The following is a 17,042-nucleotide window of genomic DNA, read 5'->3' on the forward strand; positions in this document are numbered from 1 at the left end:
CCTCTCGAGATCGGCGCGACGGATGAGCGGTAGACCCCGCTTTGTCGCGGCTATCCCGTCGGCGTACCAGACCAGGGTGGCACGAGGTTCGCCCTGGCGCCATGACGGAGGGGTTGGCCACCCCGGCCGGCGGTCGACCGTTATGCTCGCCCGCCAGTTCAGTCGAGTTCGACGAGGCCCCGTGAATCTGGCGAGCGCAAGATGTGGCTCCGGGGAATCCATGAAGCAGCCGAATCATGACAGGCGGATGACCTGGGCTGGCAGTCGACTCGTCCGGCGGTCAGTCCGAACGTAGCCGACAGGGGTCGGGCTCTTCCCCGACGCGCAGCCCACGCCCTGAAAGGATGTTCCCTTGCCACCAGCCCCCGCTTTCACCGACCCTCGTGTTGGTGTTTCAGCACACAACCGCGTCGCTCGCAGAGTGCGCCGGCTGCCTCCCGACCACGATCCTCGAATGGCGGCGCCTCGGCCTCTTCGCGGGGATCGAGACGAGCCGGACCAGCGCCGGCAAGAGCAAGGGAGTCCAACTGCTCTGGCACACCGACGCGCTGGAGCGGGTCAAGGAGATCGTGGCGCTCAAGGCGCAGGGTTACAACACCGAGCGGCTCCAGGCCTATTTTCGTGAGCCCGAGTCCCGCAAGAAGCGGGCGAAGAAGACGGGCGGACGCGCGATGTCAGCCCCGCCGCTCAAGCCGCTGCGGACCACACGCAAGACGGCCGCCGAGCAGCCGAGGCAGAGAGTCACGCCGTCAGCCGAGACACCCAAGAAGCGCAAGACTTCGCCCGCAGCGACGAGCAAGGCGCCGAAGCGCAAGCCTCGGTAGCTCGGCGAGTTCAGGCTTCCTCGGGGACAAAGCCCGAGCGGAGCCTGCGGTCGTACGCCTCGATGATGCTGCGGCGCAGTTCTTCGGCGATGCAGGCGTCTCTGTTGGCCTTCTCTTGACGCTCAGAGGAGGCAGCCGCGATGTTGTGCCGCAGCGACTCGTCGTCGCACGAGCGCGCGAAGCCTCGCGCCCGCAGCTCGACGAGGCACGCGCCCTTGTACACGGCCCGCTCCGGTGAATCCGGTAGGCCGAGGATTCGGTCGAGCTCCGCATCGCTGCAGATGTCGGCGATGCGCCGCGCGTCGCGCTCGAGGAAACACGCCTCCCGGTAGGCCCTCCCGAGCGGCGTATCGGGCGCAAAGGCGACGATGCGGTCGAGGTCTTCGTCGTCGCATCGACAGGCGAACTCCCGTGCGCGCTGGCGCCACCATGCGGGGTTGGGGTCATCGGCCGGCTCAACGACGTCGAGGAGGAGGTTCATCGACCTGGGGCCTCCCCAGCGCCGGCAGCACGAATGATCACCCGCGGGCGCTTCGCGCCTCCATCGCCCGCCGTATCGATGCCCCGCACCTCGCCCGCCACGCTCCTGTACATGCGGCAGACGGGCCCATGCTCGCCGCCCTGGCCACCGCATTCGCATGGCGCACTGCGCCGCTCCGCGGCCTGGCGGGCCCGGTCCTCTCGTTGACGAGCACGACAGGTCTCCGTGAGCCGGGTCGAATTGCTCGGCAGCATGTCACAGATCGCGGCGAACCGCCCGCACGCGCACAGCTCAGGCATCTGCGCACCCCTCCGCCTCGATTCGGATCGAGGCCACCGCCCGCACGGCTGCGTCCCGCTCTTCCCGCGCCAGCGCCAACGCCCTCTCGACCTCCTGCACCTGAGCCTCGAGGCGGCGCTTGTCCTCCAAGAGCTCGCCGATCTGCAGGATCAGCGACGCAGCCCAATACGTCGCAGTGCCCACCACGATGAAGAGACCTCCGAACAGCAAACGAGAGTCGCCATAGTGGACGCCGGCGACGACCAGGCATAGAGCGACGATACAAGCTTCGATCGGCACACGATCCTCCGGGCAGGCGGCGAGCCGCGCCGTTGCGCCGTTGCACGCGGCGCCGCGGTGCACTTCACCGTTATTTCATTCTCATTCTATCATGGGTTCATGTTGGTTCCAGAGCGATTTTTTACATCGCTACTCTGGAGGGGTCCAGGGCCCTCCGCAAGGGCGGCGCACCTGGCGCAGGTGTCATAACTGTCTCGAAGCTCCCCCAGCAAATCTGACGGCGCCGTGGGGCGCTCATGCCGGCTGATCCGGGTGAGCGCCGCAGGTCAGCGATGGTCGCGCCAGCCTCGGCAAATCGAAACATACTGGTTCGCGTGAGCAGCATGTTATGGCAAGTTCGACGCGATGACGCCCGTCTCGACTCAGGATGAAGCCTGCACGCTCGCGCATCCCACCACCTCGTCTTTTGCCGCCTGGATGGCAGGCTCCGCTGAGGGCGGTCAGAACGCGGTGAAAGACGCGAATCTGTCGACAGCCGATCGGTCCGCGCAGCTCACTGCCGTCTTTCAGGTGTTCCTGAACAGCCAGCGCTACACGCCGAAGAAGAACCTCGACTCGATGCTCCGCAGCGATCCGACGTGCGTCGGCGTCGAAGATCATCCCCTGATCGGCCGCGACAAGCGCCGCCTGCACGTCCTCCAGCGCGAGCTGCAGCGCGCCTGTCTCACGGCCACGCTGCTCAACCTACCCGTCGCTCGGCGCGCGGGCTTCATCTTGATCGATGTGCTGGGGTTCAGTGAGGGCGAGGTCGCCAAGATCTTGGACACGACCCCTTCCGCCGTTCACACGGGGGTCGGGCGAGCGAGGCGGGAGCTCACTTCGTATCTCGAGCCGCGCTGCGAGCACATGGACCCCGCCAATCCCTGCCATTGCGAGACGCGCCTCGGCATCGCCCTCGAGCGGGGCTTCATCACCTGGCCCGACCGCGATGATCTCGACGGCGACGTCCCGCTCGTCAGCCGCACGATCTGCCCCGACGCCGAGCGGCTGTACGCCAGGCTGCCGGGGCCCCTGCCTTCGCCCCGCAGCCCGGAGACGACATGTCGCTGAAGAGCCCGCAGCAGGAGGGCCTCGTGTTCGGCCGCTTCAAGCCGGTGCGCCAGCTCGGCATCGGCGCGATGGCGGTGGTGCACCTGGCGCACGACGTGCTGGGGCACCGTGATGTCGCGCTGAAGCGGATGCATCGCGTCGTGCCCGTGATGGTCGAGCGGTTCAAGCGGGAGTACCGCGCGCTCGCCGGCATTCGTCACCTCGGGGTGCCGGCGATCTTCGACATCGGCGAGTCGGAGTCCGGCGAACCCTACTTCACGATGGAGGTCGTCACGGGCGAGACGCTCGAGCTCCACATTCGACGCGGGCCGGTCGAGCCGGTCCGCGCGCTCACGCTGGCGATCGAGCTCGGGCGCGTCTTGATGGCGGTTCACGCGGCCGGCGTGGTCCATCGTGACGTGAAGCCCAGCAACGTGATCATCGAGCCGGGCGATCGCGTTCGCCTGCTCGACTTCGGGATCTGCTGCCTCACCGAGGACTACTACCGGCAGCCGCACCTGCGGGGCGTCACGGCCGAGGCCGAACGCTGGCAAACGCTCGACGTACGCGGCCTCGGCAACGAGCACTACGTCGACCCGCAGCTCGCCACGGTCGGGACCTCGCCGCAGAACGACGTGTTCTCGGTCTGTGTCATCCTCTACGAGTTGGTCACGGGCCGACCGCTGTTCGACTCGGACGCGCGGCGCTTCGGAGAGATCGACGAGGCCGAGTTTCGGCCGGCGCTCGCGCCGCTGGTGACCGAGCTGCGGCGCGGCGTTGCTGAGCCGCTGTCCCGCCATCGCAGCATGGCGGAGCTGGTAAAGGCCCTGGAGGTCGTGCGCGGGCGGATCGTCGGTCCGCTCGCCGAACAGACGCGGGCCGCCACGCCCGCACCGCCTGCACCGCCGCGCGCCTGGGTGGCATCGCTGTTGTGTCTCGCCCTGGGCGGCCTGGGCGGGGCTGCGATCGGGCGCTTGGCGTCGCCGAGCGAGCGCGAGCCCTCGCCCGTGGCCGTCGTGTCCTCTCAGCCGACGACCTCACCCGCGCTCGACATCTCGACGCCGCCACCGTCGCCGCTCCCTGCATCGGCTGCGCCATCCCCCGCGAACCGCGAATCTCCGCCACCGACGACGGCGATCGTCGAGCCGGCTCGCAAGCCCGCAGCGAAGCTCCCGGAGACCTTCGAGGGTCGCATACGTCATGCCGAGGCGCGCGCGCGCCGATGCCTGATGAAGGCGAACGCGAAGCCTCGTCCCCTCGATGTGACCATCGCCGCCGACAAACCGCCGAGTGTGTGGGGCGCGGCGTCCGAATCGCCCGAGGCGCGGTGCATCCGCGAAGCTCTCGCCCACTTCAAGCTGACGGTCGTCCAGGGCCAGCGGCAGCACACCTTCTTCGAGGAGACCTGAGCATGCTCGTCCATCTTCTGCTCGCCGTAAGCCTGCTCGCACCACCGTCGAAGGGCTCACCGCCGTCCAAGGCGGCCGCCCAGAAGGCGTTCAACGACGGCAATTGGCAAGCTGCGCTCGACCTGTACCTCGCGCTCGCCGAGGCCCCCGGCGTGCACCCGCCGAACGCCCTTGTCGGCGCGCATGACAGCCTCCGCGCGCTCCACGATGCAGCGCCGAGCGACGCGCACATCTGCCGCGCGCTGGCCCTCGCGCGTGAGGTCCTCCACCGCGACGACCTGTCCGACGACGAGCGGGCCTACTGGGCCGAGCTCGCGGCCGATGACGCGGCGAGAGCGGGTGCAGGGTGTGCCGGCGAGGGGTCGCCGAGCGAACCCATCGAGGTCGACGAAGCCCCCACCACAACGCCTGCGCAGGCACAGACACCCGAGGGACCAGTGTCGGCACTGGCGACGCGAGCCCCCGAGCCGCGACGCCCGACCGCCCGCGTCGTCACCGGCTCTCTCCTCTCTATCGTCGGCGCGAGCCTCGTGGGCGGGACCATCGGCGTCCTCGTGCGGCGAGATCGTACGGACGAGAAGATCGCCGCGATCACGACGACCTTGCTCGCCGAGAACCGAGGGCCGACCTCAGCCGAATCGGAAGTCGCCTCAGCAGCTCGTGCATCCTTTAAAGAGGATCGAACAACCGCGTGGGCGCTCGGGATCATCGGGAGTGTAAGCCTGCTTACAGGTTTGACGCTCGCGCTGATTCCGGCACGCCCATCATCATCTGCGCGACTCCGCGCCAACGCGGCAGGAATCGTGTATTCCTTCTAAGAGAAGAGGTTGTCCGTGAACTGTCGACCCCGTCTGGCCATTATTTTTGTCGCGCTCGCGCTCGTAGCATGCGCCCTGGAGCCGCCGTCGTACGCGGCCTACACCGCGGCGGTCGACCTCCTGACCGAAGAGACAGGTGGGAGTACTTCGACGACGACGATCGCGACCGACTCCACCGCGAGCATGACCTCCGGCCTCACGACTTCCGAGGCGCCTCCCGCGACGACCGAGATCGGCACCGAGAGCGGCAGCGACACAGGGACGACCAGCGGCGACGCTCAACCCCTCCCCCTCGATGTCGAGCTGTTCTTGAACCCGTCGTCGGTGAGTACCGTCGGCGAGGTGAAGATCGACGTGTGGACGTCGCGGCCGGTGGCGACGATCGACATCTTCGACGGCGACAAGCCGATCGTGCTCGGAGCGGCCCCCAAGGCGCCGGTCACCATGCTCGAGGTGACTTCCGACCAGATCCCCGGTGATGGCATTCGCAAGATCCGCGCCGTCGGCCACACCGAGGACGGCGTGAGCGACCAGGCGGAGAAGGACCTGCTCATCGACGTTGCGCCGGGAGGAACCGACGTGTGGCCGCCCTACGTGCACGCCGGATCGATCAGCGGCTTCACCGGCGTGGTGCTGCTCGACAACCAGTCGATCGCGGCGTGCGGCTTCCTCGAGACGAAGGAGGGTCTCGTGGCGATCGTGGTCCAGCTCGACGGTGCGACAGGCAAGGTCGAGAAAGGACCGATCTCCCTCGGCAAGGTCGCGTTCGCGGCCGCAGGCAGCGGGCCGGCGATCGCCCGCGGGGACGACGGCGCCGTCTACGTGGCCTCGACGCGCGCGGGCTCGACGTGGGCCGTGTCCAAGGTGCGGACCGGCGATCCGCTGCCGCTGGTGTGGACGGCGACGGGTGAGCTGAAGACCAAGGCCTTCGGCATCGAGTTCGCGGGCGACCGCGTGATCGTCGTCGGGGCCATCGAGATCGCTCCCGGCACCCATGACCTCAAGGTCTGGTGGCTCGCGGCCCACGACGGCGAATTGCTCGACGAGAGGACCTTCGCCATGGCTGCGCAAGATGACAAGATCAACGCGTACGACGAACTCGCTCGCGCGGCGGCGATCGTCGACGGAGAACTGGTCGTGGTCGGCGAACGCGAGATCCAGGGGAAGTTCAACTGGCTCTACCGTCGCACGGTCGTGCTGCGTTTCTCTCTCGACAACGAGTTGCTCGACGAGTGGACCTCCCCCGGTGAACTGCTGGAGGAGGACGCTGGGATGGCCGTGACGCCGCTACGCGACGGAGGCTTCGCCGTCACGGGCTGGGGCCGAAACCTGAACACCATCCGCCAGGTGCAGACGCGGTGGTTCTCTCCCGTCGGTGAGGCTGGTCCGGTACGGACCGAGGCCACGCCAGGGAGCGACGCGATCGCCTACGCGATCGGCGAGGACCGCGAAGGCAAGCTCGTCCTCGCGGGCTCGCGCACCACGCCGGCGACGGACGCGGATGCGTGGATCTTCGCCATCCCGGGCCCGCTCGGTGCTCACACGTGGGATGTCATCCGCAGCGGGCCAGGCAAGGGGCCCGACGAGGCCGCGGACCTCGCCATCGGTCCGTGGGGCCACGTGTCCGTCGTCGGCGGCGAGTTCGCCGACCTGCAGCCACGAGCCTTTGCCATGCGCCTCTACCCCTGACCGCTGTGCTCTCGCGGCTGGCGGGTCCTCTCTGCGACTCGAGGACCCGTGTGCACGACTCACTGCGGGACGAACACGTCGCACTGGGTCTTGATCTTCGCCGCGGCCTCCGCGAAGTAGCCCGCGTAGCCCTGCTCGTTGCATATCGAGCCGAACACCGAGTGAGGCAGCAGCTCGGTCCAGTTCCGGAGTTCGTGGAAACCGGGGGGAATCCCCGCGTAGCCGCACAGTCCGTCCGGGTCGTCGATGTCGTTCGTGATGACGAGCAGCACCACCGCATCCGCGTCGCCCCCCTTGGCATCGACCAGCGCGTTTGCCCAGTCCTGCGCCGTGCCTTCACTGTTCTCGTCCGCCGTGTCCTGGACGACCACGACGACGAGCAGGGCATCATCGCGGAGGAATCCCGCGTTGCAGCTACCCACGCTGTTGAGCTCGCTCGCCACGGCTTTCACCGTGACCTCGGCGACGTTGGCTGCGCCGTCGATGCCCACCGAGGCGATGCAGGTGAACGCGTCTTCGAGTTCGGGCTGGCCGGACGTGATGTAGCGACGGCCGCTGGCGAGGTCGCACCGCTTGTTGCTCGCGTGCTCGCCGATCGGATACGTGACGCCCGCGCCGCGGATCTCGTCACATGGCTCGTGCTCGACCCCGCAGGGGTACTTGGGCACCTCGGGGCAGAAGTCCTCGCAGTTGGCGCAGAGGATGGGATGGCCCCACAGCGGGGACGTGTTCGCCGACAGGATGTGGTAGTCGAAGTCCGCGAACTCGCCCTCGAGCGTGCCGATGAAGCCCGGGAAGCTCGACTTCAACCAGCCCTGCGCGTCCTCCATCGTCCAGTCGGAGCTGATCGTGAACATGAAGTCGATCTTGCCCTTGCAGCCCGCCGGCGGCTTGTCGCCCCCGTCGGGCGGCACACCTCCGTCCGGGATGCCGCCCGCGGAGCTGTCGGAGTTGCCGGTCGAGCTCGCCGCAGCCGAGTCCTCACCCGAAGTGCTCGACCCGCCCGTCGTCGAGGTCGACGTGGTCTCGGCGCCGGTGGAAGTCGTCGCCGGCGGCGCCGTCGTGATGCTCGTGCTGAACCCCGAGTTCTGCCCGTCGCCGTTGTTGCAGGCGAAGACGGCGGCGGCAGCGAGCACGAGACGGCGCATGACCTCCGCAGCGTAGCGCGGCCAACGCGCGAAGTCGAGAGCGTGAGCGCGGGCGCAACTCCCTCCTGGGTGGGGTTGGCCGCTTCGCCGCCCGCAGCAGGGTGAAGTTGGCGTCGAGCGTGCGATTCGGGCCAGGATGCTCGCGGTCGCGCCGCATGGACCGGGCCTACCAATGGCCAACCACCCGGGGCGATTGCGACACCGGTGCAGGCCCCGCCTGCTTCCAGGATTGCTTGACCTGCTCCACCATGAGTGGCTTGGTCGATGGACCAACCGCGATGCCCGGAACCTCAGAGCGAGACGATATCCTGGAACGCTGCGATCACGAGGCCGGTCACTTCGTAGTCGGAGTCGTGCTCGCGCAACGTCATGCAGACTTCAAGTTTATTCCCAGGTACGTGAGTGTGCTTTCTCGGGTTGGATCAGGGGGGCGTGTTGCGTTTATGTATGCAGAAGAACCACCGATTTTGCAGCACGCGTTGATGTGCTACGCCGGAGCCCATGCTCAGGTCCTCTGCGCACTGATGCGGCATCATTCGAAATCGAATACCCGGCCGAGTCAGGCTGATGTCGAAGCGCAATTGAAGAGAGCTCTACCTCATGCCGGTGCGGATCTTGAACTGGCAGAAGCTCATAGCAAATTCGAGACCCTCGACCAGGTGGACGGGTCAGTGAACTCGGGTTCGGGTCAGAGAAATCGTGGGAGCGATGGACATCATTGTTGTGCATGGCTCCTTCTGCGCCGGACTCGCAGCCGACGAGGCTGGGGATCGCTCTTGCTGCAGGCCGCGCCTCTCTGACACACGGCCTCATGGTTCAGCGGTAGCGACGGAACTCGGCCATCAGCCGCTCCAACAGGACCGGCTTGCGAAGAACCGCGTCAGCCCCCATCCCTGCCACCAAGTCCGCATCCCTGTCCACCGAGCCCGACATGATGATCACCGGGATGGGGGCCATCGTCGGCTCTGATAGTTGCGCAGCCCGAAACTCCCATCCGCTCATGAGCGGCATCCTGAGATCCAGGAGAATGACCAGCGGTGCTCCAGCCCCCCCCGGCATCAAATCGGCGCGCAGTTGCGCGAGGGCCTCGATACCGTTCGCCGCCGTGGCGACCTTGAACCCTTGGAATTGCAAGAGCCGGCCAAGGAGCTCGCGCACGTCGGGATCGTCCTCCACGACCAAGATCCGCCGCATGGCCTGAGCATCGCAGGGCGTAGAACCTCGCGCAACATAGTACACACGATGTTTGGCGAAGCGGCCTCAACAGAATCCGACGGCGAGTGTCGTGGTGCGCCCCACCGCGACCACGCCCGTTCGTTCGAGCGCGGGCGTCGCGCGCATACGTCCTCTGCTCGCCGCATGCCGCGACCGCTCGAGGCTGCGCGGCCAGAGGGCGGCGCGTCGCTCGGGAGCTGCGTGACCACGCACGCGGACGTATCGGAAATTCCCTGGCTGACGAGCAGGCCGAGCTCCCGACGCCGTTCGGCGGAGCGTCCGGCGAGCGTGTCACCCTCCCTCGTGGCCCTTCTCTTGCCCAGGCGCAAGTTCACTCGGGCGCGGTCAACAGATGCGTGGGAGCTGCTCCCCCGCGAGCAGGTCGAGCGTGTGGCTGCCGCCGAGGCCGGTCTTCAAGACCACCACGCGCGGATGAGCTTCGACCACCTGGCCGATGCGCGCGGCGCCTGACCCGAGCGTCGCAAGCGCTCGCTCCACGGACGCTGCCGGGACCATCAGCGTCATTCGACCCTCACAGGCCACGTGGAGCGGATCGAGGCCGAGCAACTCGCACGCGCCGCGCACGGGCTCGCTGACGGGGATCGCCGGCTCGTCGAGGAGCACGCCGACATTCGCGTCCATGGCGATCTCGTTCAGCGCCGCGGCCAGCCCGCCGCGGGTGAGGTCGCGGAGACAGTGCAGCGTCACGCCCGCGGCGAGCAAGGCGGCCACGCAGCTCGCCAGCGCCGCGCAGTCGCTCTCGATCGGGGACGCGAACGCGAGCCCCTCGCGGACCGACAGCACCGCGATCCCGTGCCGCCCGAGATCGCCGCTCACGAGCACCGCATCTCCGGGCTGCACGCGGTGAGGTCCGATGTCGACGCCCGGAGGGACGAGCCCGACCCCCGTGGTGGTGATGAACACGCCGTCCCCCTTGCCGCGATCGACGACCTTCGTATCCCCTGTCACGATCGCCACGCCCGCCTCGGTGGCGGCGTCACGCATCGATTCGACGATGCGCCGGAGCGCTGCGAGCGCGAGGCCCTCCTCGAGGATGAACGCCGCCGTGAGATGGAGGGGCCGGGCTCCCGCCATCGCCAGGTCGTTGACCGTGCCGAAGACCGCGAGGCGACCGATGTCGCCGCCCGGAAAGAAGAGAGGCTTGACCACGTAGCTATCGGTCGTCAGCGCGACCCGCCCTCGGGAAGTGACGTCGGGGACGACATCGACGACAGCGCTGTCGTGACGCGCGAGCAGCGTCGGATTGGCGAAGGCCGGCAAGAACACGCCCTCGATGAGCTGGCGCATGCGTCGTCCGCCGCCGCCGTGGGCCAACTGCACCGTGGACGGCGGGTGCTGCGTCGGGCAGGCGGAGGCCAGCCTTTCCCGGTCAGACGACATCGCGCGCGCTCCGAGGTCGGTACCGGAAGTAGGCCGCGCAGGCGCCCTCGGCCGACACCATGGTCGCACCTACCGGTGAATCCGGCGTGCAACGTGTGCCGAACGCCGGGCAGTCGGTGGGCCTCTTGCGGCCCTGAAGCACGAGCCCGCTGATGCACTCTGCCGGCTCCGCGGCGGCGCCAGCCGACATGCCGAACCGCAGCGTGGCGTCGAACGCGGCGAACGAGGGCCGAAGCGCCAGCCCGCTCGCCGGGAGCTCGCCCAGGCCGCGCCAGCGACGAGGCACGACCTCGAAGACTTCGTGCAACAGACGCCGCGCCGCCTCGTTCCCGCGCGGGCCGACCGCACGCTCGTACTGGTTGGTGACCACGGCGCGCCCCTCCTCGAGCTGGCGCAGGCACATGTGGATCCCCTGCAAGAGGTCGAGCGGCTCGAAGCCGGTCACGACGATCGGCACGCCGTAATCGCGGGCCAACCGCTCGTACTCGTCGGTACCCATGATCGTGCAGACGTGGCCCGCGGCGAGGAACCCGTCGACGCGCCGATCGGAGGCGCTCAGGATCGCTGCGAGCGCGGGGGGGACGAGGACGTGCGAGACCAGGAGCGAGAAATTTCGCACCCGATCGATCCGGGCCCGGTGCGCGGCCATGGCGTGCGCAGGCGCGGTCGTCTCGAACCCCACGGCCAGGAACACGACCTCTCGCGCGGGGTTTTGCCGCGCCAGCGCGAGGGCGTCCAGCGCGGAGTAGACCACCCGCACGTCGCCGCCCTTCGCCTTGACGGTGAACAAGTCGCCGTCGGAGCCCGGCACGCGCAGCATGTCACCGTAGGAACAAAACGTCACCTCGGGCCGACCCGCCAGCGCCAGCGCCTGATCGAGGATCTCGCACGGAGTCACGCACACTGGACATCCCGGACCGTGCAGCAGCGAGACCTCGGGCGGCAGCAGCTCCTCGATTCCGAAGCGAACGATCGCGTGGGTCTGCCCACCGCACACCTCCATGATCGACCACGGGCGCGTTACGACGCGCCGGATGGCAGCGATGAAACGTCGCGCCTCCGCGCCGCTCCTGTACTCGTCGACGTATTTCACGGGTGCGGCTCCTCGGGTAGGACCTCGCCGAGCGCGTCCAGGTACGCGAATACGCGTGCCGCAGCTGCTGCATCAATGAGGCCGATAGCGAACCCCGCGTGCACGATCACGAAGTCACCCTCGGCGGCTTCGGGGGCGTACACGAGGCTCACCTCCTTGACCACGCCGCCGAAGGAGACGCGCCCCATCCGCAGCTCGTCGCTGGCGATGCTCAACACTTCACCGGGTACTCCGAGACACATGACTTCGCTCCTGCCACCGATGCGTCACCACCCACGACTGTCCGAGCGACAGACCCCCATCGTTCGGCGGCGCCAGCGACGGGGAGTAAACCGTGAATCCGGCCCTCTCGAGGCGCCTCCGCGTCGACGTGGCGAGGCGGAGGTTCTGGAAGCAGCCGCCCGCGAGCGCCACTGCGGGGATGGCTGCTCTACGGGCGAGCTCAGCCGCCAGCCATGCCAGCGCTTCGTGGAAGCGAGCGCTCACGACCGCCACGGGCACGCCTCGGCGTCGATCCGCCACGACCTCCAGCACCAAAGGCTCCCAGTCGACGACGATCGGCGCCGAGCCGCGCAACACAAGGGGGTAGGGCTCTGCGTCCTCGACGTCCTCTGCGACGTACTCGAGCTCCATGGCCGCTTGGCCCTCAAAACTCGATTGCTCGCGCACGCCGGCGAGCGCAGCCACGACGTCAAACAGCCGGCCCACGCTGGTCGTGCGTGGCGCGTTGAGGCCGCGCTCCAGCATCGCATCGAGCACCGCGAGCTCGCACGGAGAAAACCAGGCGGCAGCGATGGCGGAGAAGCCCGCCTCGCCTATCGCATGAAGCGCGCCGGCGGCGGCGCGACGGCCGTCGCGGATCGCCGCGTCGCCGCCCGGCAGCCTGAACGAGCGCAGGTGCGCGAAGCGAAGCGCCCGCGCCCCATCACACACGAGCGCCTCGCCGCCCCAGAGATCGCCGTCCTCCCCGTAGCCGCTCCCGTCCCACGCCAGGCCGAGCAACGGACCCTGGAGGCTGTGCTCGGCGGCACAAGCGGCCACGTGCGCGTGATGGTGCTGCACTCGCTCGAGCGGGACTTCGTGCTCCGCAGCGAGCACCTCGGCGAGGCGCGTGGAGGCGTAGTCGGGGTGCAGGTCGCAGGCGATGACCTCGAGGCGGCCGTGCAGGAAGCGGAGCAGGTCGCGGGCTGTGCGTCCGAGCAGCGCTCTCGCCGATTCGCAGTCGAGGTCGCCGAGGTGTTGGCTGACCACGACCTCGCGACCCACTGCGAGCGTGATCGTGGACTTGAGGTGGCCGCCGAGGCAAAGCACGGGGGGTCCGTCCTCCGTGCGAAGGAACGAGCGCGGCACGAAGCCTCGTGCCCGTCTCAGGATCTCGAGCCCGTTGGGCCCGATGCGGACGACCGAATCGTCGAGCGGGCGGGCGATCGGCCGGTCGTGTGCGAGGAACAGATCGGCGACCGCGCCGAGACGCTCGCGGGCCTCCGCGTCGTCGATGCAGATCGGCTCGCTCGAGAGGTTGCCGCTCGTACACACCAGCGGACCGCCGACGTCGGAGAGCAGCAGCCGGTGGAGCGGCGAAGCGGCGAGCATGGCGCCGACGCGAGGGTTGTTCGGGGCGACCTCGGCCGCGAGCGAGGAGAGCCTCGATCGCCGCACCAGCACGATCGGCGCCGCGGGCGACAGGAGCGCGTGGAGCTCGTCGTCCGCCACGTCGCAGTCGCGACGGAGCGTGGCGAGCGAGGGGAACATCACCGCGAACGGCTTCTCCTCGCGTCCTTTGCGACGTCGGAGCCGCGCCACCGCCGACGAGCTCGTCGCGTCCACGAGGAGCTGGTAACCGCCGACACCTTTCACTGCACACACCTGCCCATCGCGGAGGAACTGCACCGCGGCCGCCAGCGCGCCCTCCTCCGCCGCGCTCGTCCTGCCCATCGCGTCGAGCGCCGCGAGCCTGGGTCCGCATTGCGGGCAGGCGATCGGCTGCGCGTGGAACCGTCGATCCGAGGAATCCTCGTACTCTCGCGCGCAATCGTCGCAGAGCGTGAACGAGCGCAGTGTCGTGCGCGTGCGGTCGTAGGGGAGGGCCTCGATCACCGACCACCGAGGTCCGCAAATCGTGCAATTGGTGAAGGGGTAGCGGTAGCGGCGCTCGCCGGGCGTGGCGATCTCGCGCGCACATTCGTCGCACGGAGCACTGTCAGGCGGCAACGCGACCCCGGAGGCGTCCCCCACCCGGCTGGCGAGGATCTGGAAGTCCGAGCTGCCGCGCAGTTCGACCTGTCGGCTGACGAGCGTGACGACGCGCGCGCCTGGGGGCGGTCGTCGCCTCAGGGCTTCACCTCGAGCTGCACGCCGTCGGCCTCGTTGCGGACCCACCCCGACAGCCCCATCTGCCCCGCCAGGCGACAGACGAACGGACGAAAACCTACCGCTTGCAGGACGCCCCGCAGGGCGATCGAGAGCCGCTGAGCGCCGAGGTTCATTCGACCTCGATGGATTCGACGCCGAGACCGGGCTCGCGGGCCAGCACCGCCTCGGTGCTCTCGCACCGGGGGCACAGGAGCACGTGGTGCTCGGGTTCGTAGACGAGGTCACAGTCCCCGCAACGAGCCTCGATGCGCGAGACCGAGAGCACGAGCCGCGCGCCCTCGGCCAGCGTGCCGCGGGCGCAGGCCTCGAAGTGGAAGGCCACGCTGTCTGCCGACAGCGACTCTGTTTCGGCGACCCACCCGCGGACGGCGCTCACATGTCTGGCGCCGGCCACACGGGCCTGCTCGATCGCGGCGGTCAAAATTTGCCTGGCGATGGATGACTCGTGCATTCGTGCCCTCCGGACGTGTTCTCTCCCAGCATGGCCACCACGGCCCGCACCGCGGCTTCCACGGCTGCCGCCGCCGTCAGCGAGAGCTCCTCAGCGAGCCTCTCCGGCCGCTCGATCTCGAGGCCGACGATCTGGATCTCGGGCGCCACGGACTCCGGGTACAGGGCGCGCGCCAGCGCGACCGCGGCGGGAAGGTCGAGTCCGTGCGTCGAGATCGCCACCAGTTGCTGCGCGTCGAAGTCCTCCGGCGTAGCGACATGGAGGTGCCCCAATGCTCCGGAACCGAGGACGGCGTCGACCACGATCACGCGATCAACGCCCGTGAGGCGCGCGATCAGCTCCGTGGTGCTGGCGACGAAGTCGACCTGAACGTCGTCGAGGTCCAGACTTCGCAGCCGCTCCGCCACCCGGATCCCCACCCCGTCGTCGCCCGCGAGGCGTTGCCCCACGCCGATCACCCGCGCGCTCATGCCTCCACCTGCTCGATCCGCAGGGTAAGGAAGTGCGCCGCGCAGGAGATGCAGGGATCATGATTCCGGATCGCCTGCTCCGCCCGCGCGGTCGCGGCCTTGTGGGACAGCCCTGCTAACACCGGCGCCATCGCCCGCAGATCGTCTTCGATGCAGCGCTGATTCTGCGAGGTCGGCGGGACGATCTTCGCGTCCGTGATGAGACCGTCGTCACCGATTGAATAGCGGTGGTAAAGAATGCCGCGCGGCGCCTCGGTGCACCCATGGCCCAGCCCGGGCGCACATGGGACGTCCTCCGAGGCCACCGTCGGAGGGTCGTACGAGCGCACGAGCCGCGCCGCCTCGTCAAACGCCTGGATCGTCTCCACAGCGCGCGCCAGGATGCTCTTGAAAGGATTCGTGCATGGCGGGACGAAGCCGACGTCCTCGGCCGCGGCTCGGGCTCGCGGCGACAGCCGGTCGAAGTTGAGGTTGAAGCGCGAGAGAGGGCCGCAGAGGTAGGCGCCGCGGCCGTTGCGCTGTGACTGCAGCGCGCTCGAGTGCTGGACGTGCTCTTCCGTGAAGTGGGCGTCGTACTCGTGCGCCGCGATGTCGAGGCCCGCGCTGGAGACGATGCGCCCCTCGTTCATGGGGTACTCGTCGGGATGACGAAGGGCGACGAATTCATACTCCCTGCGGAAATCGGGGTAGGAGAAGCCGGCTGTCCAGCGCAGGAGAGCCTCGGCAGCGTCGAGGCCCCACTCGAGCTCGGGGAGCAGCGCCAGCAACTCGGAGCGCGACGGGGCGCGGTAGAAGCCTCCGACCTTGATGTTGATCGGGTGGATCTCGCGGCCACCCAGCAGGGTCATGATCGCGTTCCCTGCTTTCTTCATCCGCAGTCCGCGCTTGACCTCGTCCGGGTGGGACTTCGCCATGGTGAGCGCGTCGGGAAAGCCGAGGAAATCGGGGGTGTGCAGCATCACCATGTGCAAGAGGTGGCTCTCGATCCACTCACCGCAGTAGAGCAGGCGCCGGAGGGCCCGCACCGCGGGCTCGACGCGCAGGCCGTGCGCGGCCTCGATCGCATGACAGGCGCTCATCTGGTATGCGACCGGGCAGATGCCGCAGATCCGGGACGTGATGTCGGGCGCTTCGAGCTGCGCGCGACCACGCAGGAGCGCCTCGAAGAAGCGCGGCGGCTCGAAGATCCGCAGCTGCACCTCTTCGGCCGTCTCGCCGCGGAGGCGGATGAAGAGCGCGCCCTCTCCCTCGACGCGGGCGAGATAATCGACCTTGATGGTCCTAGTCGCCATGCGACAGCCCCTCCTGGCGGAACGGTCCGGCGTTGGCGTTGAAGGTGTGGAAATACCGACGCACGCCGCCTTCGCTCACGCCCATCTGCACGAAGCCGCGGGCCAGCGCGGCGGTGTTGGGCGCCTCGGCGGGGCCGTAGCAGCCGTAACAGCCGCGGATGTAGCTCGGGCAGAGGGCGCCGCAGCCGGCATGGGTCACCGGTCCCATGCAGGGGGTACCGTGGGCCACCATGACGCAGACGGTGCCGCGCATCTTGCACTCGACGCAGGTGCTGTGCGAGGCGATCGCGGGCCGACGGCCGTGGAGGTATGCGCTCAGCACCTCGAGCAGCTGCCGCTTGTCGATCGGACAGCCTCGCAGTTCGAAGTCGACGGGCACGTGTTCGGCGATCGCGGTCGAGGTGGTGAGCGAGTCGATGTAGTCAGGCCGCGCGTACACCACGCGCAGCATCTCCGCGTGATCCCGGAAGTTGCGCAGCGCCTGGATCCCGCCGGCCGTGGCGCACGCGCCGATGGTCACGAGGGACCGCGAGACGGCCCGCACTCGCCGGATGCGCTCGGCGTCGTCGGCCGTCGTGATCGACCCCTCGACCAGCGATACTTCGTAGGGGCCGCCCACGTCCGCGCTGGTCGCCTCCCGGAAATAGGCGATCTGCAGCGCGTCGGCGATCGCCAGGAGCTCATCCTCGCAATCGAGGAGCGTGAGCTGGCAGCCGTCGCAGGAGGCGAACTTCCACACCGCCAGCTTGGGGCGTCGCTTCCTCGGCATT

General features: G+C 68.6%; 18 protein-coding genes. 5 read left to right on the top strand and 13 right to left on the bottom strand.

The annotated features are described in order from the left end of the window. Positions 1-389: 389 nt before the first annotated feature. Entirely contained in the window at positions 390-824 is a 435-nt protein-coding gene (locus POL25_RS28350; protein WP_272089356.1) for a hypothetical protein, read from the top strand. Between the two features lie 10 nt (positions 825-834). On the opposite strand, the gene POL25_RS28355 is transcribed toward POL25_RS28350, so the two are convergent. Together POL25_RS28355 and POL25_RS28360 are read right to left on the bottom strand one after the other, a co-directional pair. Next, positions 835-1,305 (bottom strand): hypothetical protein, encoded by a 471-nt coding sequence (locus POL25_RS28355; protein WP_272089357.1) that lies wholly within the window; start codon positions 1,303-1,305, stop codon positions 835-837. Positions 1,306-1,596: 291 nt separating this feature from the next. After that, the gene (locus POL25_RS28360; RefSeq protein WP_272089358.1) at positions 1,597-1,947 is read right to left on the bottom strand and encodes a hypothetical protein; all 351 of its coding nucleotides are present in this window, start codon (positions 1,945-1,947) and stop codon (positions 1,597-1,599) included. A 282-nt stretch (positions 1,948-2,229) separates the two neighbouring features. Here POL25_RS28360 and POL25_RS28365 point away from each other — a divergent pair, with 282 nt between their 5' ends. The 4 genes from POL25_RS28365 to POL25_RS28380 are packed head-to-tail and all read left to right on the top strand — an operon-like array spanning position 2,230 to position 6,829. Beyond that, positions 2,230-2,934 (top strand): sigma factor-like helix-turn-helix DNA-binding protein, encoded by a 705-nt coding sequence (locus tag POL25_RS28365; RefSeq protein WP_272089359.1) that lies wholly within the window; start codon positions 2,230-2,232, stop codon positions 2,932-2,934. A gap of 23 nt (positions 2,935-2,957) precedes the next feature. Continuing rightward, positions 2,958-4,322, top strand: coding sequence for a serine/threonine-protein kinase (locus POL25_RS28370; RefSeq protein ID WP_272089360.1), 1,365 nt, complete (start codon positions 2,958-2,960; stop codon positions 4,320-4,322). A gap of 2 nt (positions 4,323-4,324) precedes the next feature. Beyond that, positions 4,325-5,140, top strand: a complete 816-nt coding sequence (locus POL25_RS28375) for a hypothetical protein (protein WP_272089361.1) — start codon at positions 4,325-4,327, stop codon at positions 5,138-5,140. 15 nt (positions 5,141-5,155) lie between these two features. Beyond that, a complete protein-coding gene (locus POL25_RS28380) occupies positions 5,156-6,829 on the top strand; it encodes a hypothetical protein (protein ID WP_272089362.1) in 1,674 nt (557 codons plus the stop codon). A 59-nt stretch (positions 6,830-6,888) separates the two neighbouring features. On the opposite strand, the gene POL25_RS28385 is transcribed toward POL25_RS28380, so the two are convergent. The 11 genes from POL25_RS28385 to POL25_RS28435 form a co-directional block, all read right to left on the bottom strand. Then, entirely contained in the window at positions 6,889-7,977 is a 1,089-nt protein-coding gene (locus POL25_RS28385) for a hypothetical protein (RefSeq protein ID WP_272089363.1), read from the bottom strand. Between the two features lie 816 nt (positions 7,978-8,793). Further along, positions 8,794-9,171 (bottom strand): response regulator, encoded by a 378-nt coding sequence (locus POL25_RS28390; protein WP_272089364.1) that lies wholly within the window; start codon positions 9,169-9,171, stop codon positions 8,794-8,796. A gap of 366 nt (positions 9,172-9,537) precedes the next feature. After that, positions 9,538-10,593, bottom strand: coding sequence for a hydrogenase expression/formation protein HypE (gene hypE, locus POL25_RS28395; protein WP_272089365.1), 1,056 nt, complete (start codon positions 10,591-10,593; stop codon positions 9,538-9,540). Continuing rightward, the gene (gene hypD, locus POL25_RS28400) at positions 10,583-11,686 is read right to left on the bottom strand and encodes a hydrogenase formation protein HypD (RefSeq protein WP_272089366.1); all 1,104 of its coding nucleotides are present in this window, start codon (positions 11,684-11,686) and stop codon (positions 10,583-10,585) included. The genes hypE and hypD overlap by 11 nt, the downstream gene beginning before the upstream one ends. Then, positions 11,683-11,904, bottom strand: a complete 222-nt coding sequence (locus POL25_RS28405) for a HypC/HybG/HupF family hydrogenase formation chaperone (protein WP_272089367.1) — start codon at positions 11,902-11,904, stop codon at positions 11,683-11,685. The genes hypD and POL25_RS28405 overlap by 4 nt, the downstream gene beginning before the upstream one ends. Position 11,905: 1 nt before the next feature. After that, positions 11,906-14,065 carry a carbamoyltransferase HypF gene (gene hypF, locus POL25_RS28410; RefSeq protein WP_272089368.1) on the bottom strand — a complete coding sequence of 720 codons (2,160 nt, stop codon included), beginning with the start codon at positions 14,063-14,065 and terminating at the stop codon, positions 11,906-11,908. Continuing rightward, entirely contained in the window at positions 14,017-14,172 is a 156-nt protein-coding gene (locus POL25_RS28415) for an acylphosphatase (RefSeq protein ID WP_272089369.1), read from the bottom strand. Before POL25_RS28415 ends, hypF begins: the two co-directional genes overlap by 49 nt. After that, positions 14,169-14,510 (bottom strand): hydrogenase maturation nickel metallochaperone HypA/HybF, encoded by a 342-nt coding sequence (locus POL25_RS28420; RefSeq protein ID WP_272089370.1) that lies wholly within the window; start codon positions 14,508-14,510, stop codon positions 14,169-14,171. The genes POL25_RS28415 and POL25_RS28420 overlap by 4 nt, the downstream gene beginning before the upstream one ends. Next, on the bottom strand, positions 14,477-14,980 hold the full coding sequence (locus POL25_RS28425; RefSeq protein ID WP_272089371.1) for a hydrogenase maturation protease: 504 nt from the start codon (positions 14,978-14,980) through the stop codon (positions 14,477-14,479). The genes POL25_RS28420 and POL25_RS28425 overlap by 34 nt, the downstream gene beginning before the upstream one ends. After that, positions 14,977-16,272, bottom strand: a complete 1,296-nt coding sequence (locus tag POL25_RS28430; RefSeq protein WP_272089372.1) for a Ni/Fe hydrogenase subunit alpha — start codon at positions 16,270-16,272, stop codon at positions 14,977-14,979. The genes POL25_RS28425 and POL25_RS28430 overlap by 4 nt, the downstream gene beginning before the upstream one ends. Next, positions 16,262-17,041 (bottom strand): NADH-quinone oxidoreductase subunit B family protein, encoded by a 780-nt coding sequence (locus POL25_RS28435; protein WP_272089373.1) that lies wholly within the window; start codon positions 17,039-17,041, stop codon positions 16,262-16,264. The genes POL25_RS28430 and POL25_RS28435 overlap by 11 nt, the downstream gene beginning before the upstream one ends. Position 17,042: the final 1 nt, after the last annotated feature.

The organism is Nannocystis bainbridge, assembly GCF_028368995.1.
Classification (GTDB): Bacteria; Myxococcota_A; Polyangia; order Nannocystales; family Nannocystaceae; genus Nannocystis; species Nannocystis bainbridge.

Coding starts and splice junctions, on each gene's coding strand:
- POL25_RS28425 (WP_272089371.1), bottom strand. CDS start 14,980: ATGAGCGCGCGGGTGATCGGCGTGGGGCAACGCCTCGCGGGCGACGAC.
- POL25_RS28390 (WP_272089364.1), bottom strand. CDS start 9,171: ATGCGGCGGATCTTGGTCGTGGAGGACGATCCCGACGTGCGCGAGCTC.
- POL25_RS28355 (WP_272089357.1), bottom strand. CDS start 1,305: ATGAACCTCCTCCTCGACGTCGTTGAGCCGGCCGATGACCCCAACCCC.
- POL25_RS28375 (WP_272089361.1), top strand. CDS start 4,325: ATGCTCGTCCATCTTCTGCTCGCCGTAAGCCTGCTCGCACCACCGTCG.
- POL25_RS28420 (WP_272089370.1), bottom strand. CDS start 14,510: ATGCACGAGTCATCCATCGCCAGGCAAATTTTGACCGCCGCGATCGAG.
- hypE (WP_272089365.1), bottom strand. CDS start 10,593: ATGTCGTCTGACCGGGAAAGGCTGGCCTCCGCCTGCCCGACGCAGCAC.
- POL25_RS28365 (WP_272089359.1), top strand. CDS start 2,230: ATGACGCCCGTCTCGACTCAGGATGAAGCCTGCACGCTCGCGCATCCC.
- POL25_RS28415 (WP_272089369.1), bottom strand. CDS start 14,172: ATGAACCTCGGCGCTCAGCGGCTCTCGATCGCCCTGCGGGGCGTCCTG.
- POL25_RS28430 (WP_272089372.1), bottom strand. CDS start 16,272: ATGGCGACTAGGACCATCAAGGTCGATTATCTCGCCCGCGTCGAGGGA.
- POL25_RS28435 (WP_272089373.1), bottom strand. CDS start 17,041: ATGCCGAGGAAGCGACGCCCCAAGCTGGCGGTGTGGAAGTTCGCCTCC.
- POL25_RS28385 (WP_272089363.1), bottom strand. CDS start 7,977: ATGCGCCGTCTCGTGCTCGCTGCCGCCGCCGTCTTCGCCTGCAACAAC.